We start from the raw sequence: 22,375 nt of genomic DNA on the forward strand, positions 1-22,375 counted from the left end.
ACGAACCGACGCAATCCCGCGCCTCCGGCTGCGACGCTCGACATAAACTGCGACTGCAAAGAATATGTCTAATGCTGAGCTCAACATTAGACGTATTCTCTTGGCGTGATGTCGACGCGGACGTCGTTCCATTCTTCGGTCGGCAGTTCGGCGAGGCGGCGCTCCATCAACGCCTCGCCGGTCGAGACGATCTGGATGACGGCGGCATGCCCGGCCTCAAGATCGGCATCGATGGACCGGATCAATGTCGGGGTTTTCATGCTGGTCAGAAGATGCCCGAAGAAGCGCTGTTTTGCGGATTCGAAGGCGGATCGGGCGGCGCTCTTGGCCTGGCGGTTCAGTGCGCCCTCGCTGCCGGTGATGTTTGCCGCCTCCATCGCCGCATCGAGATTACTGTGAATGACCGCAAAAGCGCCGGCATAGGCATCATAGATGCGGCGCTGCTCGTCCGTCAGCCGATGCTCCACCAGTTCATATTCGACGCCATCGTAGGAAAGGGACCGCGCGGTATAGAGCCCAAGCGAACGCAGATCGCGCGCCAGCACCTCCATCGCCGCCACACCGCCAGCCTCGATCGCCTCGACGAATTCGGCGCGGGTGGCGAAAGGAAAGTCCGCGCCGCCCCAGAGGCCGAGCCGCTGGGCATAGGCGAGGTTATGCACCGTCGTTGCGCCCGTCGCCGAGACATAGACAATCCGGGCATCGGGCAGTGCGTGCTGAAGCCGCAGCCCGGCACGCCCCTGCTGCGATGCGGCGATATTGCCGCGCTCTCCCTTGCCGCCACCGGCGTTTTGCATGGCATGGCTCTCGTCGAAGATGATGACACCGTCGAAATCCGATCCCAGCCAATCCACGATCTGCCGGACGCGCGAAACCTTCTCGCCGCGATCATCCGAGCGCAGCGTGGCATAGGTGGTAAAAAGGATGCCTTCCGACAGCGTGATCGGCTTGCCCTGCGAGAAGCGCGATAGCGGCGTGATCAGAAGCCGCTCCATGCCGAGCGCCGACCAGTCGCGCTGCGCGTCCTCGATCAGCTTGTCCGACTTGCTGATCCAGATGGCCTTGCGCCGCCCGCGCAGCCAGCTGTCGAGGATAATCCCGGCCGATTGGCGGCCTTTTCCGGCTCCGGTGCCGTCACCGAGCATGAACCCCCGGCGGAACCGTACAGCGCCTTCTGCGTCCGCGGGCGCAGCACTGATCGTGTCGAAGGTTTCGTCCACGGACCAGGCGCCGGCCAGATAATCGGCATGGGCTTCACCGGCATAGATCACCGTCTCGAGCTGGGCATCGGAGAGGCGCTCACGGATGTCGCCAGGCAGCACCGGCCGATAAGATGGCTTCGGTGGTGCAACCGAAGCCATGGCAGCCGATTGGACAAGCTTGGTTGGATGCGGCTGTGCACCGGGAATCTGGATCGACTGCAATCCGTATTGCTCATAGATCGCATCGGTTAGTCGTGCGCCCTCGGGCGGCGTCCAGTCCACCGTCTCATAGACGAGTTCAACACCCTCAGGATCGCCAAGTGGAGCGGTGGCGGATCGCGCCATCGCCGCGCGCGTGAGGGTGCCGCGCACTGACTTTGGCACAGCCGCCAGGACGGATTCCGGCAGTTTCGGGTGTGTAACCGGCAAGCGTGGTGGAACTTGTGTCTCGATCCAGTCGAGCAGCTTCGCAACATCGGGCGCAGTGCCGGATGAAGCCAGAAACTGCGACGGATCTTCGGCCGGCGTCTTGTCGATAACGATCAGGCGCGTCGCGAAGGTCGTGCCATGCTTTGCGTAAACCGATCCGGCGATGGCTGCGCTGAAAATCAGGCGGCCCTGCTCTTGCAGGCGGACGAAAGCATTGCGCCAGCCAGCTTGATCAGGAGATAAATTCGCTCCCGTTATAGCTACGAGCCGCCCGCCATCGGCCAGCCGTGCGAGAGCCGAGGCGACATGGCGGAACGCCGTGTCAGCCATTCGCCCCGAAACATTGGCCGTCGCCGAGAATGGCGGGTTCATCAGCACGACCGAGGGGACGATCGCCGGTCGGAGGTGATCGTCGATCTGTGCGGCATCGAAGCGGGTGGTGGAAACAGCCGGAAAGAGGGAGGAAAGCAGCTCAGCGCGGGTATCGGCCAGCTCGTTCAGCACCAGCCTGCCGCCGGCAATCTCGGCCAGGATCGCCATGAGGCCGGTTCCGGCCGACGGTTCCAGCACCACGTCGTTGGCGGTGATTTTGGCTGCTGCCATGGCAGCGAGACCGAGCGGTGCGGGCGTCGAGAATTGTTGGAGCGCCTGGCTTTCCTCGGATCGGCGCGTGTGGGTCGGCAACCGGTCTGCGAGCCGGGCAATGGCGGAAAGTCGTGCAGCCGGAGACGCGGCTTTCCGGAAAAGCGCTTTCCCGTATTTGTGCAAGAAGAGGACTGTCGCGACTTCGCAGGCCTCATAGGCCGTCTTCCAGTCCCAGGCACCGGTAGCATCGGAGGCGCCGAAAGCCGTTTCCATCGCATCGCGCAGCGTCGCGGCACGGACATGCTGGCCGCGTTCCAGATAGCCCAAGAGGATGGTCGCGGCGGAAAGAATGGCAGGCGCTGTGGCAACGGATGTGGCCGAGCCGGTCACGGGGGACACCATGTTCATGAGAGGAACCTCGGGAGAGCAGAAACAGGAGAGCCCGAGCAGCGCTCTCTCTGCTGCCCAAACTAACCCGTTCCGGCCGCCCTCTTCCTCTTGTAGACTACGGTCGAACGCAGTTTCCCGACAATACCAAACCCGAAATGAAAATATGGGGATGACGCATACGGTAGCGTCGTCCTTCGTCTCTCAAGACGATACTGTGCCCACGTCTTGAGAGAGGGGCGTATTATGGAAGCTATTCTTGCTCAACTCATTGGCGGCCTCGCCGGCGGCGCCGCCGGCGGCAAGGCTGTCAAAGGCGCCGACCTTGGCAATATCGGCAATCTGATCGCCGGAGCCGTGGGCGGCGTTGGCGGCGGTACGCTGTTGGGTTCACTGCTAGGCGCTGGCGGCGCGGCCGGTGGTCTCGATATTGCTGCCCTTGCCGGCCAACTGGTTGGCGGCGGTGTTGCAGGAGCGATCGTACAGATCGTGGCCGGTCTGGTCATCAACAAATTCATCAAGAAGGCATAGGGAGCCATTCATGCATAAGTTTGAGATTTACAAGGATAAGGCGGGCGAGTTCCGGGTGCGCTTCAAATATAACAGCGAAGTGATGTTCTCGACCGAGGGCTACACGAGCAAGGCCAGCGCGCAGAACGCGATCGACTCAATCAAGAAGAATGGTCCCGACGCGCCGGTCGAGGATAACAGCTAAGCATCGCGCGGCTCAGCGATCGGTGGCTGTTGGGGCAATTCAGCCAAAACGGCCACCGATTTCAGTAAAGGTATATCCGTTGGCGAGGATGGTCTCGTCCACCACCTCATCGGAGGACAGGTAGTCATATTCGCGCTCGAGCTGGCGATAGAGCCAGCGCGCCAGATCGCGCAGCGCCTCGGTAACGACGTCCTCCGCGTCGGCGGTCATGTCCTGCCAGTTCGGGCTGGCCCGCTCGACCGAGATTTCCATGCAGTATTCGTGGTAATAATGGCCGCGATGACCAACGTCAGCGCGAAGCTGATAAAAGTTGCGCCGCTGGGCATCCTGAAGCGCATCGGCGATGCCATGCAGCATCTCGTCCTGCGGCGCGTAAGCCCGGATCGCGGCTGAGGCATTCTTGCCATACGAGTAGAAGCCCTCCCAGCACGCGCCGTCACCTTGCGACCAGAAGCCCCGGAACCAGATGCAGGGTTCCTGCCGCGATCCGCCGCCCATCAGGCGCGCAGCCCGGGTCTTGAAGCGGATACCGAGGATCTCGGCGATGCGCTGGAAATTCTCATAGACGGCGTCGAACCAATCGTAGTCGAAGCCGCCTTCACGATACCAGGCGCGGGCCTTGTCCTTCGCCGTGTCGGAAAGCTCGTTGAGGCCATAGACCGTGGTTTCGATGATCTCAGGCATGGGGATCACCTCCCTCCAGCACGGTCGCGAGCCAGCCGTCGGTGTAGATCCAGTCCACGGTCTCGCCGGTCGAAAGATCGAGTACGTGCGCTCCGCCGCCGAAACCATCGAGGCGCGGCTTCGAGCAGGTGTTGGCATATTGGAAGCCCCACCGGCCCTTGAGCCCCAACGCCGCGGCGCAGCGCTTGACGAACTGGATGACGTGCTCGGGATCCCCGGTGGGATCGTCGCGTATCCAGAGCTGCGTACCGCCATGTTCGGGCTGGATCGACAGCAGGAAGCCATCCGATGACGGATCTTCGGCGGCGTTTTCGTCCGCCAGCGCATTATAGAGTTCGAGCGCGCGGACAGCGTTCTCAGGGCTGCCCACATCGAGCAGGCAGGAAAAATGGGTGTAATAGTCAGCCATGACGGCCTCCGGACATGACGAGACCTGGCGCAGGACCAGGCCTATTGCGTGGAAGGGGATGAAAATCAGGCGGCGCGGGGCAGGCTAAGCAGTTCCGCGGCGGTCTCCCGCCAGCCGCGATCGACCAGGCGTGTCTCGAGGAGACTGGCGCGATAGCGCAGGTTGCGGGCCAACCGGGCATTGCAAGCTGCCGAGGCGCTGCCGCGCAATCGGCTTGCCTCGCTCACGATACGGCGGGCTTGCGCGTCAGAGGTGACAGGCTGCTGCCAGACAATGGCCCGAGCCCGAATTTCTCCGGCGAGGACCAGACCGTAGGTCGAGTCATGAATTGCGGCGATGCGCGCCTCAAAGCGCAGCGTGTCGTCCTCTCCAACGCGAATATCGTCACGCGAAACGCGCTGTGCCGCGATCGTCATGGCGTCTTGGGGAGAGGTACATTCGCCGAGAACGACAGTCCGGTCGAATTCGTCTGCATCGTGATCATCGACAAAACGGACAGTGCCGAGACAGGAAACCCGTAGCGGATACCGAAGGGCGCTACGCAGCCCGGGCAGCACCTGCCGGGCGAGGATTTCGCCGATCGGGCGAAACCCGGATGAGCGGTGAAGGGACATGGGAGCTACTCCGCGACGGGCGCCGGGAGCCTCTCTCTCCGGCCACCAACCCGTCACGGCCAACCGGCCCGCACTCTACCTCTTTCGTGCCGGGTATGGCCGCTATCGCCGGCGGTAAGAGGTCACCCGCAAAGCGATGGCCCGGCTGCGTTGCCTGCGCGCCGGGCCATCGGGAGGAGGCTCTTCCCGTGCCTTCAGGCCCACGGATCGAGTTCGAGTTTCACCATCTCTTCGTCGCCATCGAACTCATTGGCGGGCATGGCGCCATGGGTGCCATCTCCGGCCTGGAACACGACGATCACAGTCATCAGCGTGGCGGCGAGGCTGGCGGCAAAGGCAGTAGCATCTGCATAGGACATGGGTTCCGGCTCCTGTCTTGGAGGCGGGGGACCATCCCCCGCGCGACAGGCGCCCGAAGTGTCTGACCGGATCTGCAATCACCCTCGCGCGTTCGGCTTGTCCGAATCCGCGAGGGCGGCACGCAGAGCGTCAAGCCGACCCCTTGCGGGTTGAATGCAAAGACGACGGCTCAGACCAAGGTTTGCGAATGGAAGCGGGGGTGGTGTTCTGCATCCGACAGGAATCCGCATATCCGTTACGGATCGGTTCGCCGCGCCAGCCTGGATGCCACGCGAGCAATAAGCGATGTTCCCTCAGCCTGGGACGGCACCCATTGCGCCAGCCATGACGGGATTGATCCTGGGCGACACTGGCGCGGCTCACTCCATTCCGATCGCCTCAGGAAGAGACGGGGCAGCCGGAGCCGCCCCGGGTTACGGTCATTCCGCGGCGACCATCTGTTGCGCCTCGTCCTCGTCATCGACGATGTCATCCTCGCCATCGCCTGCCAGGAATTCAGGAAGGTCCACATCGACATCGCCTTTCGCCAAAGCGTCAGGCTCCACAGCGGGATCGATCGTGCGCAGCGGCTCGGGCAGCCAGCCGGTATCGGCGAGCAGGCGCTCGGCTTCCTTAGCCATGTCGCCCTTCTTGAGATGGCCGATCAGCTCCGAGGCCCGTTCACCTGCACCTTCGCGAACCGCCTCGAGGATGCGCGGCTTGGTCACACGGCCGAGATAGTTGCCGACGGTCGGCTTCCAGCCCGCCGCCACCATATCGAGGCCGGTAGCGCGCACCAGACGGTTCGCCTGGGAGAGACGCACCTCCAGCCCGTGCTGGCTGACGCCCGTGCCGCTATAAGGATTGGGCTTTTCGTAAAGGGCGTTGATGCCAAAGCTGACGCAATGGGCGAGAAGCTCCATGCGGGACTCGTCATCGAGATCGGTCAGCCAGTTCCAGAGCGCCTCATCGTCAGCCGGGATGTGATCGCCCCAGCGTTCGTGCCGTTCGGTAACAGACTGCGCCGAGACGCTGTCGCGCAAATCCTCAGCCTGTGCCGGCAAGTGAACCTGGCGGACATGGGCCTCCAGGCATCCCCTGGCGGGCTGCGGCAGGAAGGTGTCCATCACCAGCCGATGCAGCAGCGCGGTCATCGCAATATGGGGGTTCATCGCAACAGCATCGCGCAGCGCGAGCGTGCGATGTGCGGTCAGCTCGCTGATTAGCCGGTCCGGCAGCGGCCGCACAATCTCGGCCTCATCGTCGTGGTCCTGAGGTTCGCTGTCGCCACCAACGTTGACGACCGTACGCGACACACCAGCTACAGCGCCCTCTGTGGCCGGCCCGGAAGAGCCATCGGGATCTTCGCCATCAATTGCCGCTTCATCCCCGGGCCGAACATAACCCCGTTCGGCCCGCAGCTTGCCGTTCCCATCGATGCTGACGAAGACACCAGCCCGCGCAACCTGTTCGGGATCGTATATCATCGGCCTGCGCTCGAATTCTTCTAGCGCCTGCTCGATCTCACCAAGCCGCTGATCGACCTCATCGGGCAGCTCGTTGGCCTCGGCATATTCGGTTTCGAGCCGGTCATATTCCTCGCGCAGGGTTTCGCGGGTGGCCCGCTCATCGTCGGTCAGATCGGCGACCGAACCCTCAAGTTCCCGCAGACCGTGATCGTGGCCATAGGGAAAGGTCACCGCTACCTCGACCCACTTCCAGCCTTCGGTCGCAATGGACTCGGCTTCGGCTTTGAGCTTTTCGCCCGCCAGGCGGTCGAGCAGCTCAGGGTCCTGAAGCCAACCGCCGTCGTCGCGCTGAAAGAGATCGCGCAGCACATAGCCGCCGGCGGCTTCATAGGCCTCGATACTGACAAAAAGCGCTCGCCTGTCAGAGGCGCGCACTGCGGTTTCGGTCAGGAGGCGACGGATATAGTGCGGCTCTTTCTGCCAGGAATCCTTGATCGCGTCCCAGACCTGTTCCTGCCGCGCGTGGTCTTCTGACACGGTGAAGGCCATGAGCTGTTCGAGCGTCATGCCGTCCTCGGCGTAAACGTCGAGAAGCACGGGCGAGACCGCAGCAAGACGCAGGCGCTGCTTGACGACTTTCGCGTCGACAAAGAAGGCGGCTGCTATAGCTTCCTCGCTCATCGCCTTGTTGCGCAGCGCCTGGAAGGCCCGAAACTGATCGAGCGGATGAAGCGGCGCGCGCTCGATATTTTCCGCGAGCGAGACTTCGTCGATCAGGATGTCAGCATCGGCCTCGGATATGACGCACGGGACGGGCGCAGTCTTTGCGAGACGCTTCTGCCTGACCAGCAATTCCAGGGCCCGATAGCGGCGACCGCCTGCGGGCACCTCGAACATGCCGGTTTCCTTGCCCTCGGCATCGAGAACCGGCCGGACATGCAGGGATTGGATCAGTCCGCGGCGGGCGATGGATTCGGCCAGTTCCTCGACCGAGATGCCAGCTTTGACGCGCCGAACATTGGCCTGGCTCAGCGCCAGCTTGTTGAACGGAATATCGCGCGAGGACGCGAGGGTGATCTTCTGAACGGCAGTAGCCATATGCCTTACTCCATGACGGGCGCCGGGAGACTCTCTCTCCGGCCACCAACCCGTCACGAAGCAAAGCGCCGCCCTCTTCCTCTCAAGAGAGCGGCGCAAAATCGCAAAGCCGGAGAAGCGGGATTCAGTGTTTCCGGCTTTGCGTATCGGTCGGTTTCGGGGTCGGCGTGGAGGGAGCTCGGGCGCCTGAGTAAAGAATGCGCTCGGCCTCGCGGATGCCACCTGCTCGCCGCGCCATGTCAGCCCAGACCGAGATCGGGAAATCGCCGGTGAAGTGCAGATCGCGCTCGATCCTCATGTCAAAGGGCAAGCGGAACGCCTGCATTTCGCCAAGACTCCAGCTTCCAAGCTCTGGAAATCCCAGATCGGCGAGGCCGAACAGGATGTCACCGTCGCTATCCAATTCGGTGGCAAGCCAGACGCCGCTACCCAACGGATTGAAGAATTTTACCACGGGGATGTGGTCGACATCGCGCTGGCGGCCATTGGCGAGGAGCTGCTCGCACTGGGTGCTGGTTAGGAGGATCATGCCGCAGCCCTCCGATCCGTCGACGCTGTATCCACTTCGCCAGCGTCTTCGGCGGGCAGATGCGCCAGAAGCCAATCGGCCGCCCTGCTGGCCTGGGAAGCGGCGCGGACGATGGCGCGGTTGTCCTCGCGCAGCACCTCGAGCCAGGAGCCGATGTAGTCGGCATGGCGCACGGTCGGCACAACGCCAAGCGAGGCGCAGCAGAAGGCCGCGTTCATTTCGGCGACCAGTTCTTCGAATGCGTATTTCCTGGTGCCGAAGCGGCCCGACATATCCCGCCCGAGCCGGGAGGCATGACCCGTGGCGTGGCCCAGCTCGTGCAGGGCCGTCCGGTGCCAGTCGATCGGCTCGAAATAGGCCTGTGGCGGCGGCACCTGAACGTAATCATGTGCGGGAACATAGAAGGCCTGATTTCCGCCGATGCGGAAGTCGATTCCGGTCGTCCGGATCAGCGCCTCGACCCTTGGCTCGATCATGTGGGGCGGCGGTGGCGGCGCCTCGACAACAACATCCTCAGGCAAGCCCTCGCATTGCGCCGTGTTGAACACGGTGAAGCGCTTGAGGAACGGGATACTGCCAGCTTCCTCCCCCGTCTCTCGCGCGCGGCGCTTCTCATCCTCGGGCGTGAAGCGGTCAGCATAGACGACGGTCGTGCCGCGCTCACCTTTCCGGACATTACCGCCGAGCGACAGGGCCTGACGGAAAGTCAGCCAATGCTGGGTCGGATAGCCGTATTGAACAACGGCGCCCCAGAGGATCAGAATGTTGATCCCGGAATATTGCCGAGCCGTCGCGGCGTTCCTCGGCATCGCGAGCGGTGCCTTCGCCGCCGTGCCCCAGGGCTGGACCCAGGGCAACCGCCCTTGCTCCAGCTCGTTGATGATTTTCGCGGTAATCTCGTCATAGAGATTGGTGCGGTCGCCGCCGTCGCGTGCGGCGCGGTTCTGTCTGGCCATCGGGATTGTCTCCGCGACGGGCGCCGGAAGCCTCTCTCCCGACCTTCAACCCGTCACGGCAAACCCCGTCCGCACTCTTACTCTAGGAGCCGGGGTGAGGCCTAAAAGGGGGAGACCCGCCCGAGAAGAGACCGCGATCAGCATCAAGCCTATCCGATCTGCACGCCATGGCCGCCGACCATACGCCGCGGCGAATTTCTGCTGGCCCTTATCGGCACATATCGGCTCCAATCGCATCAGCGCACCACGTTCAGGAGCTGCAGATGCCATCCGTTAGCGACCGGCCCGTCAAACGTTCGATCCGAAGGAATGAACTGCGAGAAATCGTTCCTCTGGCGGACAGCACCATTTACGAGATGGAGCAGCGCGGAGAATTTCCCCGCCGCTTTGCCCTTTCACCCAGATGCGTCGTCTGGGATCTTGCCGAGGTCGAAGCGTGGCTCGAAAGCCGGCGCGCCAAGCCAATCCCGCGTGCCAATCACCCCGACGTCACCCGGCGGAAGTTCCGACCCGTCAAAGGGCATGGGCGGAATTCAGCTTAAGTATTTGAGGGTCAGGAGCAGTCGAGCGCCCGTCATACCGATGCCCCACATAACCCTGGTTTGCATTCCGGTGACCGACAACTACGATGGCAAGCGATAGCTCTGCGTGTTGTGTCAAGCGTCAGGATTTGGGCATCAGGATTACAAGCGAGTCGCAGCAAACGCGCGACGGATCGCGTCCTCACCACTTCCTTCAGCCAACTCGCCACCACGGGCTTGTCCAAGACCTGTCATCAACAAGAGTCGTAGATCATCAAGCTCGGCATCCTCGCGTTCTAAAAGACACAATCCCGCACGAAGGGCTTCGGATGCATTCTGATATCGCCCTGACGCCACCAGTCGGTCGACCAGGGCAGATTGACTATCGGTGAGCACGAGATTTCTTGTGGCCATGCGAGGCTCCATCGGTTCATTGGCAATATATGCCAATGTCCCACTGATATCGATCGAACCGGCATCCGCCCAGCGCTGGCCCATCAAAGGGCAGGGTCGGGCTCAAGCATAGGCATGGTCGGGGGGAGCAGTGTGACTGGCCGCTTGCGACCTTCCACCCAGGCGTCAACAACGTCCGACCACTCCTGGAGCATATGGCGGCGCTGAACCTCGTATTCCGCCTTATTGTAGACACCGCGCGAAGACCGTCCGTCTTCGTGGGCGAGGCATTTTTCGATCCAGTCGCTGTTGAAGCCGAGTTCATTCAGCAACGTTGAGCCGGTCCGTCGTAAGTCGTGAACTGTAAACGGCTCCAATGGCAGCCCCTCTTTCTGCGCCAGATCGACCACCGCGTAGGTGATGCGGTTGAACGTCGCCCGCGACATGGGCGCATCCGCATCGTAGCGCGAGGGCAGCAGATACCGGGAATTGCCGGCACAGGTCTTGAGCGCGATCATGATGTCGAGCGCCTGTCGGGAAAGGTACACATTGTGCGGCTTGGAGCGCTTCATCCGCTCCTTCGGAATGCTCCAAACCGCGTTCTCGAAGTCCACTTCGTCCCAAACCGCGTCCTGCAGCTCGCTTTTGCGAACCATCGTCAGCAGGAAGAGCTTCATGCCGAGGCGAATGGTCGGCAAAGTCGGGACATGTTCCAGTTGCCTGAGCATGATGCGAATCTCTGTCGGTGAAAGCGCACGGTCTCTGGGCCGGAATGCAGCAATCGAAGCTGGGCCGACTTCATCGGCGGGATTGGGCACCTTCTCGCCGTGCAGGATCGCGAAACTGTAGATCTGCTTGAGGATGTCCCGGACGTGGATGGCCGTTGCAGGCGCACCGCGATCGACGATCTTGGCGCAGAGAGCTCTCAGATCATCTGGGGTGATTTCGCGCAGCAGCCGGTTGCGCCAGACGGGCAGCAACTCTCGATCGAAGATCGAGCGCCGCATCGCTCTGGTACTGTCCGCCATCGGAGCCTTGTCCAGCCACTTCTCGCCGAACTGACCGAAGCTCTTGGCCTCTTTCAGACGGCGCTTCTCGCGCTGTTTTTCAATTGCGGGTGAGCGGCCCTCTCGGACTGCGCGCTTGGCGTCCAAGCAGAGTTCGCGAGCCCGTGCGAGCGAAATGCCGTCACGTCCGTATCTGCCGAGATAGACGGTCTCGCGGCGCCCATTCAGCCGGTAATCCAGGCTGAAGGAGATCAGACCCGTCGGCGTGACACGGACATACATGCCGTCCCTGTCTGACACCTTGTAGACTTTGTCTTTTGGTTTGAGCGCCTTAAGCGCAGCGTCCGTCAACATCTTCGCGCAGCCTCCGAAAAGTACCGTCATGCGGTTTTGGGAGGTTCGTGACGCCTAAATCACTTTATTATCAGTGCCTTACCTTGGAAAAAGTACCGTCACAATCCTCAGCTCTTGTGACGGTACTTTCTGAGACGGCCGTGATCAATATGAGCGAGCACCGTCAATCGTGACGGTGTTTGTGATTGCTACCCACCGATAGGTCTCGATAGGTAGCGGATAAAAAATTATTTTTAATCAGAGTGTTAGGGGAAATTCTGGCGCATTGTCGGCGGCGTTCGGATGGCCCTGAATCATTCCCATTCGATCGTGCCGGGCGGCTTGCTGGTATAGTCGTAGACGACGCGGTTGATGCCCTTCACCTCGTTGACGATGCGGGTCGCGACGTTCGACAGGAACTCGGCGGAAAAGGGAAAGACGTCCGCGGTCATGCCATCGGTCGAGGTAACCGCGCGCAATCCGCAAACCCGGTCATAGGTGCGGTAATCGCCCATGACGCCGACGGTACGCACGGGAAGCAGTACGGCGAAGGCCTGCCAGATCGCGTCGTAGAGGCCGTTCTTGCGGATTTCCTCCAGATAGATGGCGTCCGCCTTCCTGAGGATGTCGCAGGCCTCTTTCGTGACTTCGCCCGGGATGCGGATGGCAAGGCCCGGTCCGGGGAAGGGATGACGGCCGACGAAGGCATCCGGCAATCCGAGTTCGCGGCCTAGGTCGCGCACCTCGTCCTTGAACAGTTCGCGCAGCGGCTCGACCAGCTGCATGTTCATACGTTCCGGCAGGCCGCCGACATTGTGGTGCGACTTGATCGTCACCGAAGGTCCGCCGGTGAAGCTGACGCTCTCGATCACGTCGGGGTAGAGCGTCCCCTGCGCCAGATAGTCGGCGCCGCCGATGCGGCGGGCCTCTTCCTCGAAAATGTCGATGAAGGTCTTGCCGATGAACTTCCGCTTCTTTTCCGGGTCCGTTTCGCCCGCAAGGCCCGACAGGAACGTCTCCTCCGCGTTCACATGGACGAGCGGGATATTGTAGTGACCGCGAAACAGCGAAACGACCTGCTCGGCCTCCTGCGCGCGCATCAGGCCATGATCGACGAAGACGCAGGTCAGCTGGTCGCCGATCGCCTCATGAATAAGTACCGCGGCAACGGCGGAGTCCACGCCGCCCGAAAGGCCGCAGATCACCTTGCCGTCGCCGACCTGCTCGCGGATTTCGGCGATCTTCTGGTCGCGAAATTCCGCCATGGTCCAGTCCTCGGCGATGCCGCAGACATGACGCGCGAAATTGGCGAGCAGCTTCGCGCCGTCGGGCGTGTGCATCACTTCGGGATGGAACTGCGTGCCGTAATATTTCCGGGTTTCGTCGGCGATGAGTGCGAAGGGGGCACCATCGGATGTGGCAACGATCGAGAAGCCGGGCGCGAAGGACGTGACCTTGTCGCCGTGGCTCATCCAGACTTGATGCCGCTCGCCGACTTCCCACAGCCCGTCGAACAGGCTGCACTCCTCGGTCACGGTCAGGAAGGCGCGTCCGAACTCGCCGGAATCGCCAGGCTCGACCGTGCCGCCGAGCTGGTGGGTCATGACCTGCTGGCCGTAGCAGATGCCGAGAATGGGAACTCCCGCATCGAACAGGCATTGCGGCGCACGCGGACTGCCCTCTTCCGGCACGCCGGCCGGACTGCCCGACAGGATGATCCCCTTGGGCTGCAGCCGTGCGAAGGCCTCCTCGGCCTTCGAAAAGGGCGCGATCTCGGAATAGACGCCGGCTTCGCGAATGCGGCGGGCGATCAGCTGGGTGACCTGGCTGCCGAAGTCGACGACCAGAATGGTTTCTGCAGGAGTGACGCTCATGCCGCGCGGTTATTCCCGCCGGCCAGATTCGTCCAGCGGCAGACGGTCAGTCGCGATAGGCAACCTGCTCTTCGAAGCGAAAGCCCGTGACGTCACCGCCATCGGCGAAACAGGTGAAGCCCGCCGTGTGGATGCGCGAAGACCGGCGGTCGTCAATGCGGACTTCTCCCGACACGCGATATTCCCGCTCATAGGCATCGACATCGAAAATCCGGCTGAGCCGGGCGTCGGCACCGTAGCGCCCGCCAAGAGCTTCGGCCTCTTCGCTGCAGGCATCCACCGCCGCGCGTTCCGACGGAAAGCGCCGTTCATAGTCGGGGTCCGCATAGCCATAGTCCTGACCGCGGTCATAGCCGCCCGGCCGATCGTTCCAGTCGGGCGCCGGCGGATAGTCGTCGTCCGCCGGATAGGGCGCGGGTGGAGCGGGCGGGTCCGCGCGGCGTTCGTCCTTGTCCTTGCCGGAACTGAGAATGGCGATCAGCCCGCCCACGATGGCGGCGCCGACAATGGCATCGCCAACGTCGAACTTGTCCTCGTGATGATGGCGATAGGGCTTCCGGTGCGCATCGGCAGCGGTGGTGATGGCCATGGCGGCGATGGGAATGGCGATCAGGGTTCGGACAGGGCGCATGATCCGGCGCTCCCCCAAGTTAGAGCTGAATGACGTCGCCACGGTGCGCGCCGGCTTCTGAATTCATGCTGAACCGGCGAGACGCTCCAGTTCCGCGCGCCAGCTCGCCGGCAAGGGAGCAGGCCGGCGGGTTTCGCGGTCGACATAGACGTGCACGAAGAACCCTTCCGCGGCGGCCTCTTCGCTGCCGGACGCGAAGATCCCGACCTCGTAGCGGACGCTCGACGTGCCCAGCTTCGCCACGCGGATTCCCGCTTCGATTTCCTGCGGATAGACCAGCGGGGCGGCGTATCGGCAGCCGGTTTCCACCACCAGGCCGATGGTCTCGCTGGTTTCGATATCGAGAAGGCCTGCTTCGATAAGGTGAGCGTTCACCGCCGTGTCGAAGAAGGAATAATAGGCCACATTGTTGATGTGGCCGTAGACGTCATTGTCGTTCCAGCGCGTGACGATGCGGCGAAAGACCGGATAGGCCTCTCGGCCCTTCAGCGGATCCCGGCTCATCGGCTAGAGCGCCGCTTCATAAAGGCGGCGAGCATCGGCGCGGCTGATGTCGACGGGATTGTTGATCAGAAGCCGTTCCTGTTTCATCGCCTCCGTTGCCAGAAGGTCGAGATGCGAGGCCTCGACGCCGACGTCGCGCAGCCGCGGGCTGAGACCCGTCTCGGCAATCAGTGAGCGCATTTCCTCGACGAAGCCCTGCGCCCGTCCCTGCGACCCGAGCGATCCAAGCTTCGGATTCACGTCGACGGCGAGTTCCGCATAATGCTCACGAGCAGCCTCCATATTGTGGCCGAGGACATGCGGCAGCATCAGCGCGTTCGACAGGCCGTGCGGGACATGGAAATGCCCGCCCAGCGGATAGGCGAGCGCATGGACGCCCCCCACCGGAGCGTTGGAAAAGGCAACGCCGGCAAGATGCGCGCCCAGCAGCATCTGGCCGCGCGCCTCCCGGTTCTCCGGGTCGTCGCACGCGGTCCTGATATGCGCGGACAAGATGCGCAGCGCCTCGCGCGCCAATGCGTCGGAGAGCGGATTCTTCAGCCGCTTCGAGGTATAGGCCTCGATCGCGTGAACCATCGCATCGATGCCGGTCGCAGCGGTCACGGCACGCGGCAGGCCGATGGTCAGTTCCGCATCGAGGAAGGTCCAGTCGGCATAGAGGGCCGGCGACACCACGCCCTTCTTTTCCGCACCGCCCACCGTCAGAATGGCGATCGGTGTCGCCTCCGAACCGGTGCCGGCCGTGGTCGGCACCAGGATGAGCGGCAGGCTCTCGCCCTTAGCCATGTCGACGCCGTAAATGTCATCGAGCGAGTCGCCGGAGCCGAGCAGGTAGGCGACCGTCTTCGCCACATCCATCGGGCTGCCGCCGCCAAAGCCGACGACCGACGCCGCGCCTGCCTCTCGCCCCTGCGCGGCAGCGGCCTCTACCGTGTCAGCGCTCGGATCGGCCTCGACATCCTCGAAGACACTGATCTCGCACCCGCTTTCTTGCAGTGCAGCAAAAGCGGCGTCCGCGAGGCCGAGGCGGCGAACGGTCCTGTCCGTGACGAAAAGCACCGGGCCGGAGGGCAAAACCTCTGCCAGCTGGGCAGTTGAGCCGGGGCCCGAACGCACCTTCGGACCATATGAAAAGGAAAATTCCGTTTGCATTCTGGCCGTATTGCGGTTTCATGTTCGCATCCGCAAGGCGGATTGGGGGCCGCCTGCGTGATCGGAGGCGAATTGTCCCCTAAAGGAAGGCTTAAGACCTGACTGTCATAAGACCTGTAGAAGATTTTGAGCGGGCCTATGAGGCCGAGTCCGCTCAGGGGGTCCTTATGCTTCAAATCGCGCGTTCAAAGCTATCAAATCAGGCTGTGCATGATCTTGCACCGCCGCCGCTTCCTCCGGGATTTGGAGACCTCGCCGCTTCTCTGGCATCGGAAATGCCCCTACGGATCGCCGCGGGCGCTCCGGGAGACCGCCCCAGCGCGAGTACCGCCGCCATCCGGCTGCACCGGTTCACGACATTCTATCCCGGCTTCGTCGCCGCCGCGCTCGTCACCAATGACGGGCGCATCATCGCCCGCTCTGATCTGAGAGACCCGAACGGGCGGACCCTGCCGATCGACGGCATAGCCGACGCGACCGAAGCGCTGGGCCTGGTAAGTTTCAACGACGACCGGGTAAGCAACGTTCTGGAGGCTGGCCCTTGCGAAGCGATCATCGCCGCGACGGTGGAATGCCCGACGGGCCGCGCGAAGTGCGGCCTGCTTCTCTGCTGCACCCGATAAGACGCGCCGGCTGAGACGGCGAAGCCACTAAGCCTTCGCGCCACTGAACCTTCGCGCTCGCGACGGAACTACCGACACGAAAAAGGGGAGCGGCGAAGGCCACTCCCCTTTCGAAACTTTTGAACTGCGAGACGCTCAGGCGGCTTCTTCGAAGTCCTCGTCGGATTCGACCGGGCCGGAATCCTGACCCTTGGCCGACGTATCGCGATCGACCAGCTCGATGAACGCCATCGGCGCCGCGTCGGAGGAACGGATGCCCGCCTTCAGCACGCGCGTATAGCCACCCGGACGATCCGCGTAGCGATCCGCAAGGACGTCGAACAGCTTCTTCAGCTGCTGCTCGTCCATCAGCCGCGACATGGCGAGCCGGCGATTCGATAGACCGCCCTTCTTGGCGAGGGTGACGAGCTTCTCGACATAGGGCCGCAGGGCCTTCGCCTTCGGCAGCGTGGTCTTGATCTGCTCATGCTTGATCAGCGCGGCAGCCATGTTGCGCAGCATGGCCTGGCGGTGCGCCGAGGTGCGCTGCAGTTTCTTCTGTCCGTAACGATGACGCATCTGTCACTTTCCTTCCGGTTCGTGCGGGAGCCGTATCAGGTACTCCCGTCCCGGCGGCGCTTATGAAGAGGCGGCCGCCACTGACCCCTAGGGGCATGATCAGCCGAGCAGGTCCTGCTCCAGCTTCTTCGCCATTTCCTCGATATTCTCCGGCGGCCAGCCCGGCAGTTCCATGCCGAGGCGCAGCCCCATGGAGGAGAGGACTTCCTTGATCTCGTTGAGCGATTTGCGACCGAAGTTCGGCGTACGGAGCATCTCCGCCTCGCTCTTCTGCACAAGGTCGCCGATGTAGATGATGTTGTCGTTCTTCAAGCAGTTCGCCGAGCGGACCGACAGTTCGAGCTCGTCCACCTTCTTGAGAAGGTAGCGATTCATCTGCGCGTCGTCGCTCTCTTCCGTCGTCGCGGCAGCGGTCGACGGAGCGGCCTGGATCGCCGTGGGTTCCTCGAAGTTGATGAAGAGCGCCAGCTGGTCCTGAAGAATGCGCGCGGCATAGGCCACAGCATCATCGGGCTTTACCGTGCCGTCGGTCTCGATGGTGAGCACCAGGCGGTCATAGTCCAGTTCCTGACCGACGCGGGCATTCTCGACCTTGTACGACACCTGGCGGACCGGCGAGTAGAGCGAGTCGACCGGGATCAGGCCGATCGGCGCGTCCGCAGCGCGGTTCGCGGCGGCAGCCGTGTAGCCCTTGCCGGAATCGGCGGTCAGCTCGAGGTTCAACGTCGCGCCGTCGTCGAGATGGCAGATGACGTGGTCCGGATTCATGATCTCCATGTCGCCGGATACCGAAATCTGACCCGCCGTGACTTCGCCCGGGCCGGTGGCGGACAGCTGCAGACGCTTCTGCTCGCCGCCTTCCATCTTCAGCGCGATCTGCTTCACGTTGAGGACGATGTCGGTGACGTCCTCGCGCACACCCGGCAGGGAGGAGAATTCGTGCAGCGCGCCGTCGAGCTTGATCGACGTGATGGCCGCACCCTGGAGCGACGAGAGCAGAACGCGGCGCAGCGCGTTGCCGAGCGTCAGGCCGAAGCCGCGCTCAAGCGGCTCCGCAACGAAGGTCGCCTTCCGGCGGCCATCGGTGGACTTCGTCTCCAGGGCGGTGGGCTTGGTAAGTTCCTGCCAGTTCTTTGCGTTGACTGCCATGTAGTCCTGTTCCCTTCGGGAGAGTATATTCTAGGCCGGCGCCGCGGGCGTCCCCGCCAGTGCCGGTTGGTCAGAAAAGGACCGCGCCTGGCGCGGCCCGGAATTTTCCGAACCGGCGGATCAGACGCGGCGGCGCTTGGGCGGGCGGACACCGTTATGCGGAATCGGCGTCACGTCGCGAATGGCCGTGATGGTGAACCCGATGGCACTCAGCGCGCGAAGCGCGGACTCGCGCCCGGACCCGGGACCGCGAACCTCGACCTCGAGCGTCCGCATGCCATGCTCCTGCGCCTTGCGGCCGGCATCCTCGGCGGCAACCTGAGCGGCATAGGGAGTCGACTTGCGGCTGCCCTTGAAGCCCATCATGCCGGCGGACGACCAGCTGATGGCATTGCCCTGCGCATCGGTGATGGTGACCATCGTGTTGTTGAAGCTGGCGTTCACGTGGGCGACGCCAGAAGTGATGTTCTTGCGCTCGCGACGGCGAACGCGCTGCGGTTCTCTTGCCATGTCGAGCTTGCCTTACTTCTTCTTGCCGGCGATCGGCTTTGCCTTACCCTTACGGGTACGCGCATTCGTGTGGGTGCGCTGACCGCGGACCGGAAGGCCGCGGCGGTGGCGAAGGCCGCGATAGGACGCAAGGTCCATCAGCCGCTTGATGTTCATCGACCGCTCGCGGCGCAGGTCGCCTTCCACCGTAAGCTCGGAATCGATGAGCTCGCGGATGCGAATGACTTCCTGGTCGGTCAGGTCCTGGACCCGGCGCTCGCGCGCGATGTCCAGCTTCTTGACGATATCGAGCGCAGTGGTGCGACCGATGCCGTGAATGTAGGTAAGGGCAATCTCGACGCGCTTATTCGTCGGGATGTTAACGCCCGCAATACGTGCCACTCGTCTGGTCTCCTCAGCTCCACAGGCCGTGCTGGGCGTGCGCGGCCTATCTCAAAGCATTGCACCGGCAAAGGCGCCCATAGGAACGGGGCCGGCCGGTGCGAACGAATCTATTGTGTTCCGGAATGATCGGAAGTACGCGAAATAGGAGGCGGCCCGAACAAAGTCAAGCCGCAGCGCCGCCGATCAGCGGGCATTTCCAGACCCTACCCCGAATGAACCGCCGACGTAAAGACCCCAGACGGTCGGACCCGAGAGTCCTGCACCCTGCCGCACCGCTTCGGCCACCCTCAACAGCCTACCAATCTGTTCTGATGGAACGCTGGGAACCTACGAAGAGGCCCTCGAGGTCGGAAGCGCCGAAACCGCCGCGCTCAGCTGCCGAGCACCTCGACGATACTGCTGTGAACTTCCTCCATCGACGCCATGCCGTCGACGCGGCTGACCATGTCCTTGCCCTCGTAGAAGGGAAGGATGGGAGCCGTCTTCGCGCGATACTCCTGCAGCCGGGTACGGACGGTCTCTGCATTGTCGTCGGGCCGACGCTTGAAGACTTCGCCGCCACAGATATCGCATTTGCCCTCGACGGAGGGCAGCTTGTGCTTGTCGTGATAGCCTTCGCCGCAATTCGCACAGGTGAACCGGCCCTCGACACGCTCGACCAAAGCCTGCTCGTCGACCTTGAGCTCTATGACATGGTCGAGGGTCATGCCCTTTTTCGCGAGCATTTCCTCGAGCATCTGCGCCTGTTTTTCGGTGCGCGGAAAACCGTCGAGAATGAAGCCGCGCTTCACGTCGTCGGCGTCGAGACGTTCGGAGATGATGCCGGCAACGATCTCGTCCGACACCAGCTCGCCGCGCTCCATGACCGCCTTCGCCTTCACGCCCACCGGCGTCTCGGCGTTGACCGCGGCGCGCAGCATGTCGCCCGTGGACAGCTGCACCATGCCCCGCTCGCGCTCCAGCAGCGAAGCCTGGGTCCCCTTCCCTGCGCCCGGAGGCCCAAGCAGTATAATATTCACCTGCGCTTACCCCTTAGTTTGGCCTTCTTGATGAGGCCCTCATACTGGTGCGCTAACAGGTGCGACTGGATCTGCGCAACCGTGTCCATGGTGACATTCACCACAATGAGTAGGCTGGTGCCGCCGAACAGCAGCGCAATACCGAGGCCGCCAATGACCGCCTCCGGGATCAGACAGATCACCACAAGATAGGCAGCGCCCACGAAGGTGATCCGGTCGAGCACGTAGCTAAGATAGTCAGCCGTGCGCTGACCCGGACGGATGCCCGGAATGAAGCCGCCCTGCCGCTTCAGATTGTCGGCCGTTTCCTCCGGATTGAAGACGACGGCTGTGTAGAAGAAGCAGAAGAAGGCAATGCCGATGCCGTACAGCGCCATGTAGAGCGGCGTTCCGTGCTGCAACGCTGCCGTCATCTGGAGCAGGAAGTCGCTTAGCCCGCCGCCGCCGGCTGCCGACACATCACCACCGGCCGGCTGAGCCGCGCCCTGGCCGGAGAACTGCGCCACCGTGAGCGGCATCAGAAGGATCGAGCTGGCGAAGATCGGCGGAATGACGCCCGCCGTGTTCAGCTTGAGCGGCAGGTGAGAGCTCTCCTGCTGCGCCGGACGGTTCTGCGCGACCTGGCGCTTGGGATACTGGATCAGCACCCGGCGCTGTGCGCGCTCCATGAAGCAGATGAACGCGATGGTGGCGAGCGCACCGACGACGATCAGGATGACCGTGAAGTCGCTGAGTGCGCCCGTGCGCGCCTGCTCGAAAATACCCACGAACGCGCCCGGCAGGGTCGCCACGATGCCCGCCATGATGATGAGCGAGATACCGTTGCCGACGCCCCGCGCGGTGATCTGCTCGCCGAGCCACATCAGGAACATGGTACCGCCAAGCAGTGTGATCATGGTCGTGATGCGGAAGAACCAGCCCGGATCGATCACGGCGGAGCCGGAACCGCCCCAGCCCTCGAGGCCGACGGCAATGCCATAGCCCTGGAACAGCGTGAGGACGACGGTCCCCATGCGGGTATACTGGTTGATCTTCTTGCGGCCCTGCTCGCCCTCTTTCTTGAGCTGGGCAAGACTGGGGCTGAGCGACGTCATCAGCTGCACGATGATCGATGCCGTGATGTACGGCATGATGTTGAGCGCGACGATCGACATGCGCTCCAGGCCGCCGCCGGAGAACATGTTGATATAATCGAGCACGCCGCCGCGCGTGCGGTCGAACAGCATTTCCAGCTGCACCGGGTCGATCCCCGGTAGCGGAACGAAGGTGCACAGGCGGTAGATGATGAGCGCGCCCAGGGTGAACCAGATGCGCTTCTTCAGGTCGCTTGCCTTCGAAAATGACGACCAGTTGAGGCCGGCGGCGAGTTGATCGGCTGATGATGCCATGAAGTTTAAGGAACCCCGCTAGATGATCAGCGATACATAGGAGCGGCGGACTAGGTACGCCAGCGCCGCTCCTTCACAGTGCCTTGGCAGGCCGGCTGTTGCCGGTCCTCCTCCCCATAGCGAGAAGGCCCGCCCGGTTTTCCCGGACGGGCCCTCGCCAAGACTATTCGCTCTTGTCGTTCTTCGTCTTCGGACCGATGGTCTGGCTGACCGAGCCTCCGGCCTTCTCAACCGCCGCGACCGCGCCCTTGGTGGCGCGCGCAACGGTCAGTTCGACCTTCGCCTTCAGTTCGCCCTTACCCATCAGGCTGACGCCGTCACGGCCGCCGCGCACGATGCCCGCGCCGCGCAGGTCGTCCTCGCCCAACTTGCCTTCCTTCAGCTTGCCGGAGTCGATGGCGGCCTGCAGCTTGCCGACGTTGAGTTCGGCATAGTCGCGCCCGAACGGATTGTTGAAGCCGCGCTTCGGGATTCGCATGTGAAGCGGCATCTGACCGCCTTCGAAGCCCTTGATGGCGACGCCCGAACGGCTCTTCTGGCCCTTCATGCCGCGCCCGGCGGTCTTGCCCTTGCCGCTGCCTTCGCCGCGGCCAACCCGCATGCGGCTCTTACGCGCGCCGGGATTATCCTTGAGGTCGGAAATCTTCATAAGTCTGCACTCGCTTTCGCTGTTGTTCGCGCTGGAATGGACGCCCCCCCACAAGAGGGGCCGGATGATCAGTCTTCGACGACCTGCACCAGGTGCGGTATGGCTGCAACCATACCGCGCACGGCCGGAGTGTCCTCCAGCTCGACGACCTTGTGCATCTTGCCGAGGCCGAGACCCGAAAGGGTCTTGCGCTGTTCCTTCGGGCGGCGGATCGGCGAACCGACCTGCTTCACCTTGATCGTCTGTGTCTTCTTGGCAGCCATG

Annotated in this window: 26 protein-coding genes; 4 read left to right on the plus strand and 22 right to left on the minus strand. The window is 62.9% G+C overall.

Going from position 1 to position 22,375, the window contains the following annotated elements; translation table 11 throughout:
* Positions 1-86 precede the first annotated feature (86 nt).
* A complete protein-coding gene (locus KCN53_RS12310) occupies positions 87-2,624 on the minus strand; it encodes a strawberry notch-like NTP hydrolase domain-containing protein (RefSeq protein ID WP_224199644.1) in 2,538 nt (845 codons plus the stop codon).
* Between the two features lie 225 nt (positions 2,625-2,849).
* Between KCN53_RS12310 and KCN53_RS12315 the strand changes: the two genes are divergently transcribed.
* The gene (locus tag KCN53_RS12315) at positions 2,850-3,134 is read left to right on the plus strand and encodes a hypothetical protein (RefSeq protein ID WP_088712176.1); all 285 of its coding nucleotides are present in this window, start codon (positions 2,850-2,852) and stop codon (positions 3,132-3,134) included.
* 10 nt (positions 3,135-3,144) lie between these two features.
* The gene (locus KCN53_RS12320) at positions 3,145-3,318 is read left to right on the plus strand and encodes a YegP family protein (RefSeq protein ID WP_088712175.1); all 174 of its coding nucleotides are present in this window, start codon (positions 3,145-3,147) and stop codon (positions 3,316-3,318) included.
* 39 nt (positions 3,319-3,357) lie between these two features.
* Here the strand turns inward: KCN53_RS12320 and KCN53_RS12325 are convergent, their stop codons facing one another.
* From KCN53_RS12325 to KCN53_RS12355, 7 genes are all read right to left on the minus strand, one after another.
* Positions 3,358-4,002 carry an antitoxin of toxin-antitoxin stability system gene (locus KCN53_RS12325; RefSeq protein ID WP_088712174.1) on the minus strand — a complete coding sequence of 215 codons (645 nt, stop codon included), beginning with the start codon at positions 4,000-4,002 and terminating at the stop codon, positions 3,358-3,360.
* Positions 3,995-4,411 carry a hypothetical protein gene (locus KCN53_RS12330; RefSeq protein ID WP_088712173.1) on the minus strand — a complete coding sequence of 139 codons (417 nt, stop codon included), beginning with the start codon at positions 4,409-4,411 and terminating at the stop codon, positions 3,995-3,997. Before KCN53_RS12330 ends, KCN53_RS12325 begins: the two co-directional genes overlap by 8 nt.
* 65 nt (positions 4,412-4,476) lie before the next feature.
* On the minus strand, positions 4,477-5,025 hold the full coding sequence (locus KCN53_RS12335; RefSeq protein WP_088712172.1) for a hypothetical protein: 549 nt from the start codon (positions 5,023-5,025) through the stop codon (positions 4,477-4,479).
* A gap of 194 nt (positions 5,026-5,219) precedes the next feature.
* On the minus strand, positions 5,220-5,384 hold the full coding sequence (locus KCN53_RS12340; RefSeq protein ID WP_121583342.1) for a hypothetical protein: 165 nt from the start codon (positions 5,382-5,384) through the stop codon (positions 5,220-5,222).
* 420 nt (positions 5,385-5,804) lie between these two features.
* The gene (locus KCN53_RS12345; protein WP_088712171.1) at positions 5,805-7,931 is read right to left on the minus strand and encodes a ParB/RepB/Spo0J family partition protein; all 2,127 of its coding nucleotides are present in this window, start codon (positions 7,929-7,931) and stop codon (positions 5,805-5,807) included.
* A gap of 124 nt (positions 7,932-8,055) precedes the next feature.
* Positions 8,056-8,460 carry a DUF2958 domain-containing protein gene (locus KCN53_RS12350; RefSeq protein ID WP_088712170.1) on the minus strand — a complete coding sequence of 135 codons (405 nt, stop codon included), beginning with the start codon at positions 8,458-8,460 and terminating at the stop codon, positions 8,056-8,058.
* Positions 8,457-9,416 (minus strand): ArdC family protein, encoded by a 960-nt coding sequence (locus KCN53_RS12355; RefSeq protein ID WP_088712169.1) that lies wholly within the window; start codon positions 9,414-9,416, stop codon positions 8,457-8,459. Before KCN53_RS12355 ends, KCN53_RS12350 begins: the two co-directional genes overlap by 4 nt.
* Before the next feature lie 263 nt (positions 9,417-9,679).
* Between KCN53_RS12355 and KCN53_RS12360 the strand changes: the two genes are divergently transcribed.
* Positions 9,680-9,958: a helix-turn-helix transcriptional regulator gene (locus KCN53_RS12360; protein ID WP_088712168.1), complete on the plus strand. Its 279-nt coding sequence runs from the start codon at positions 9,680-9,682 to the stop codon at positions 9,956-9,958.
* Between the two features lie 141 nt (positions 9,959-10,099).
* Here KCN53_RS12360 and KCN53_RS12365 read toward each other — a convergent pair whose 3' ends face one another.
* From KCN53_RS12365 to KCN53_RS12390, 6 genes are all read right to left on the minus strand, one after another.
* Entirely contained in the window at positions 10,100-10,435 is a 336-nt protein-coding gene (locus tag KCN53_RS12365; RefSeq protein WP_224199645.1) for a type II toxin-antitoxin system ParD family antitoxin, read from the minus strand.
* Complete coding sequence (locus KCN53_RS12370) at positions 10,435-11,721, minus strand: tyrosine-type recombinase/integrase (RefSeq protein ID WP_431768019.1); 1,287 nt, start codon at positions 11,719-11,721, stop codon at positions 10,435-10,437. The genes KCN53_RS12365 and KCN53_RS12370 overlap by 1 nt, the downstream gene beginning before the upstream one ends.
* A 263-nt stretch (positions 11,722-11,984) precedes the next feature.
* The gene (gene guaA, locus KCN53_RS12375) at positions 11,985-13,544 is read right to left on the minus strand and encodes a glutamine-hydrolyzing GMP synthase (protein ID WP_088712167.1); all 1,560 of its coding nucleotides are present in this window, start codon (positions 13,542-13,544) and stop codon (positions 11,985-11,987) included.
* A gap of 46 nt (positions 13,545-13,590) precedes the next feature.
* Positions 13,591-14,175, minus strand: a complete 585-nt coding sequence (locus KCN53_RS12380; RefSeq protein WP_088712166.1) for a hypothetical protein — start codon at positions 14,173-14,175, stop codon at positions 13,591-13,593.
* Between the two features lie 63 nt (positions 14,176-14,238).
* Positions 14,239-14,679, minus strand: coding sequence for an acyl-CoA thioesterase (locus KCN53_RS12385; protein ID WP_088712165.1), 441 nt, complete (start codon positions 14,677-14,679; stop codon positions 14,239-14,241).
* Positions 14,680-14,682: 3 nt separating this feature from the next.
* Positions 14,683-15,795: an iron-containing alcohol dehydrogenase gene (locus KCN53_RS12390; RefSeq protein ID WP_243444625.1), complete on the minus strand. Its 1,113-nt coding sequence runs from the start codon at positions 15,793-15,795 to the stop codon at positions 14,683-14,685.
* A gap of 311 nt (positions 15,796-16,106) precedes the next feature.
* Here KCN53_RS12390 and KCN53_RS12395 point away from each other — a divergent pair, with 311 nt between their 5' ends.
* The gene (locus tag KCN53_RS12395; protein ID WP_088712163.1) at positions 16,107-16,454 is read left to right on the plus strand and encodes a hypothetical protein; all 348 of its coding nucleotides are present in this window, start codon (positions 16,107-16,109) and stop codon (positions 16,452-16,454) included.
* A 135-nt stretch (positions 16,455-16,589) separates the two neighbouring features.
* Here the strand turns inward: KCN53_RS12395 and rplQ are convergent, their stop codons facing one another.
* The 8 genes from rplQ to rpmD all read right to left on the minus strand — a co-directional run bounded on the left by rplQ (position 16,590) and on the right by rpmD (position 22,374).
* On the minus strand, positions 16,590-17,012 hold the full coding sequence (gene rplQ / locus KCN53_RS12400) for a 50S ribosomal protein L17 (protein ID WP_088712162.1): 423 nt from the start codon (positions 17,010-17,012) through the stop codon (positions 16,590-16,592).
* A 99-nt stretch (positions 17,013-17,111) separates the two neighbouring features.
* Positions 17,112-18,161: a DNA-directed RNA polymerase subunit alpha gene (locus KCN53_RS12405; RefSeq protein ID WP_088712161.1), complete on the minus strand. Its 1,050-nt coding sequence runs from the start codon at positions 18,159-18,161 to the stop codon at positions 17,112-17,114.
* Between the two features lie 120 nt (positions 18,162-18,281).
* Entirely contained in the window at positions 18,282-18,671 is a 390-nt protein-coding gene (rpsK, locus tag KCN53_RS12410; protein WP_088712160.1) for a 30S ribosomal protein S11, read from the minus strand.
* 12 nt (positions 18,672-18,683) lie between these two features.
* A complete protein-coding gene (gene rpsM / locus KCN53_RS12415) occupies positions 18,684-19,052 on the minus strand; it encodes a 30S ribosomal protein S13 (protein WP_088712159.1) in 369 nt (122 codons plus the stop codon).
* A 374-nt stretch (positions 19,053-19,426) separates the two neighbouring features.
* Positions 19,427-20,074: an adenylate kinase gene (locus KCN53_RS12420; RefSeq protein ID WP_088712158.1), complete on the minus strand. Its 648-nt coding sequence runs from the start codon at positions 20,072-20,074 to the stop codon at positions 19,427-19,429.
* Entirely contained in the window at positions 20,071-21,462 is a 1,392-nt protein-coding gene (gene secY / locus KCN53_RS12425; protein WP_088712157.1) for a preprotein translocase subunit SecY, read from the minus strand. Before secY ends, KCN53_RS12420 begins: the two co-directional genes overlap by 4 nt.
* A gap of 163 nt (positions 21,463-21,625) precedes the next feature.
* Positions 21,626-22,111 carry a 50S ribosomal protein L15 gene (gene rplO / locus KCN53_RS12430; protein ID WP_088712156.1) on the minus strand — a complete coding sequence of 162 codons (486 nt, stop codon included), beginning with the start codon at positions 22,109-22,111 and terminating at the stop codon, positions 21,626-21,628.
* Between the two features lie 68 nt (positions 22,112-22,179).
* Entirely contained in the window at positions 22,180-22,374 is a 195-nt protein-coding gene (gene rpmD / locus KCN53_RS12435; protein WP_088712155.1) for a 50S ribosomal protein L30, read from the minus strand.
* Between the last annotated feature and the right edge of the window lies 1 nt (position 22,375).

The sequence above is a fragment of the Pacificimonas aurantium genome, assembly GCF_020092905.1.
GTDB lineage: Bacteria > Pseudomonadota > Alphaproteobacteria > Sphingomonadales > Sphingomonadaceae > Pacificimonas > Pacificimonas aurantium.

Excerpts from the sequence above, each read along its gene's own strand:
- KCN53_RS12310 (WP_224199644.1), bottom strand. The coding sequence starts at position 2,624 with ATGAACATGGTGTCCCCCGTGACCGGCTCGGCCACATCCGTTGCCACA.
- KCN53_RS12315 (WP_088712176.1), top strand. The coding sequence starts at position 2,850 with ATGGAAGCTATTCTTGCTCAACTCATTGGCGGCCTCGCCGGCGGCGCC.
- KCN53_RS12320 (WP_088712175.1), top strand. The coding sequence starts at position 3,145 with ATGCATAAGTTTGAGATTTACAAGGATAAGGCGGGCGAGTTCCGGGTG.
- KCN53_RS12325 (WP_088712174.1), bottom strand. The coding sequence starts at position 4,002 with ATGCCTGAGATCATCGAAACCACGGTCTATGGCCTCAACGAGCTTTCC.
- KCN53_RS12330 (WP_088712173.1), bottom strand. The coding sequence starts at position 4,411 with ATGGCTGACTATTACACCCATTTTTCCTGCCTGCTCGATGTGGGCAGC.
- KCN53_RS12335 (WP_088712172.1), bottom strand. The coding sequence starts at position 5,025 with ATGTCCCTTCACCGCTCATCCGGGTTTCGCCCGATCGGCGAAATCCTC.
- KCN53_RS12340 (WP_121583342.1), bottom strand. The coding sequence starts at position 5,384 with ATGTCCTATGCAGATGCTACTGCCTTTGCCGCCAGCCTCGCCGCCACG.
- KCN53_RS12345 (WP_088712171.1), bottom strand. The coding sequence starts at position 7,931 with ATGGCTACTGCCGTTCAGAAGATCACCCTCGCGTCCTCGCGCGATATT.
- KCN53_RS12350 (WP_088712170.1), bottom strand. The coding sequence starts at position 8,460 with ATGATCCTCCTAACCAGCACCCAGTGCGAGCAGCTCCTCGCCAATGGC.
- KCN53_RS12355 (WP_088712169.1), bottom strand. The coding sequence starts at position 9,416 with ATGGCCAGACAGAACCGCGCCGCACGCGACGGCGGCGACCGCACCAAT.
- KCN53_RS12360 (WP_088712168.1), top strand. The coding sequence starts at position 9,680 with ATGCCATCCGTTAGCGACCGGCCCGTCAAACGTTCGATCCGAAGGAAT.
- KCN53_RS12365 (WP_224199645.1), bottom strand. The coding sequence starts at position 10,435 with ATGGGCCAGCGCTGGGCGGATGCCGGTTCGATCGATATCAGTGGGACA.
- KCN53_RS12370 (WP_431768019.1), bottom strand. The coding sequence starts at position 11,721 with ATGACGGTACTTTTCGGAGGCTGCGCGAAGATGTTGACGGACGCTGCG.
- guaA (WP_088712167.1), bottom strand. The coding sequence starts at position 13,544 with ATGAGCGTCACTCCTGCAGAAACCATTCTGGTCGTCGACTTCGGCAGC.
- KCN53_RS12380 (WP_088712166.1), bottom strand. The coding sequence starts at position 14,175 with ATGCGCCCTGTCCGAACCCTGATCGCCATTCCCATCGCCGCCATGGCC.
- KCN53_RS12385 (WP_088712165.1), bottom strand. The coding sequence starts at position 14,679 with ATGAGCCGGGATCCGCTGAAGGGCCGAGAGGCCTATCCGGTCTTTCGC.
- KCN53_RS12395 (WP_088712163.1), top strand. The coding sequence starts at position 16,107 with ATGCCCCTACGGATCGCCGCGGGCGCTCCGGGAGACCGCCCCAGCGCG.
- rplQ (WP_088712162.1), bottom strand. The coding sequence starts at position 17,012 with ATGCGTCATCGTTACGGACAGAAGAAACTGCAGCGCACCTCGGCGCAC.
- KCN53_RS12405 (WP_088712161.1), bottom strand. The coding sequence starts at position 18,161 with ATGGCAGTCAACGCAAAGAACTGGCAGGAACTTACCAAGCCCACCGCC.
- rpsK (WP_088712160.1), bottom strand. The coding sequence starts at position 18,671 with ATGGCAAGAGAACCGCAGCGCGTTCGCCGTCGCGAGCGCAAGAACATC.
- secY (WP_088712157.1), bottom strand. The coding sequence starts at position 21,462 with ATGGCATCATCAGCCGATCAACTCGCCGCCGGCCTCAACTGGTCGTCA.
- rplO (WP_088712156.1), bottom strand. The coding sequence starts at position 22,111 with ATGAAGATTTCCGACCTCAAGGATAATCCCGGCGCGCGTAAGAGCCGC.
- rpmD (WP_088712155.1), bottom strand. The coding sequence starts at position 22,374 with ATGGCTGCCAAGAAGACACAGACGATCAAGGTGAAGCAGGTCGGTTCG.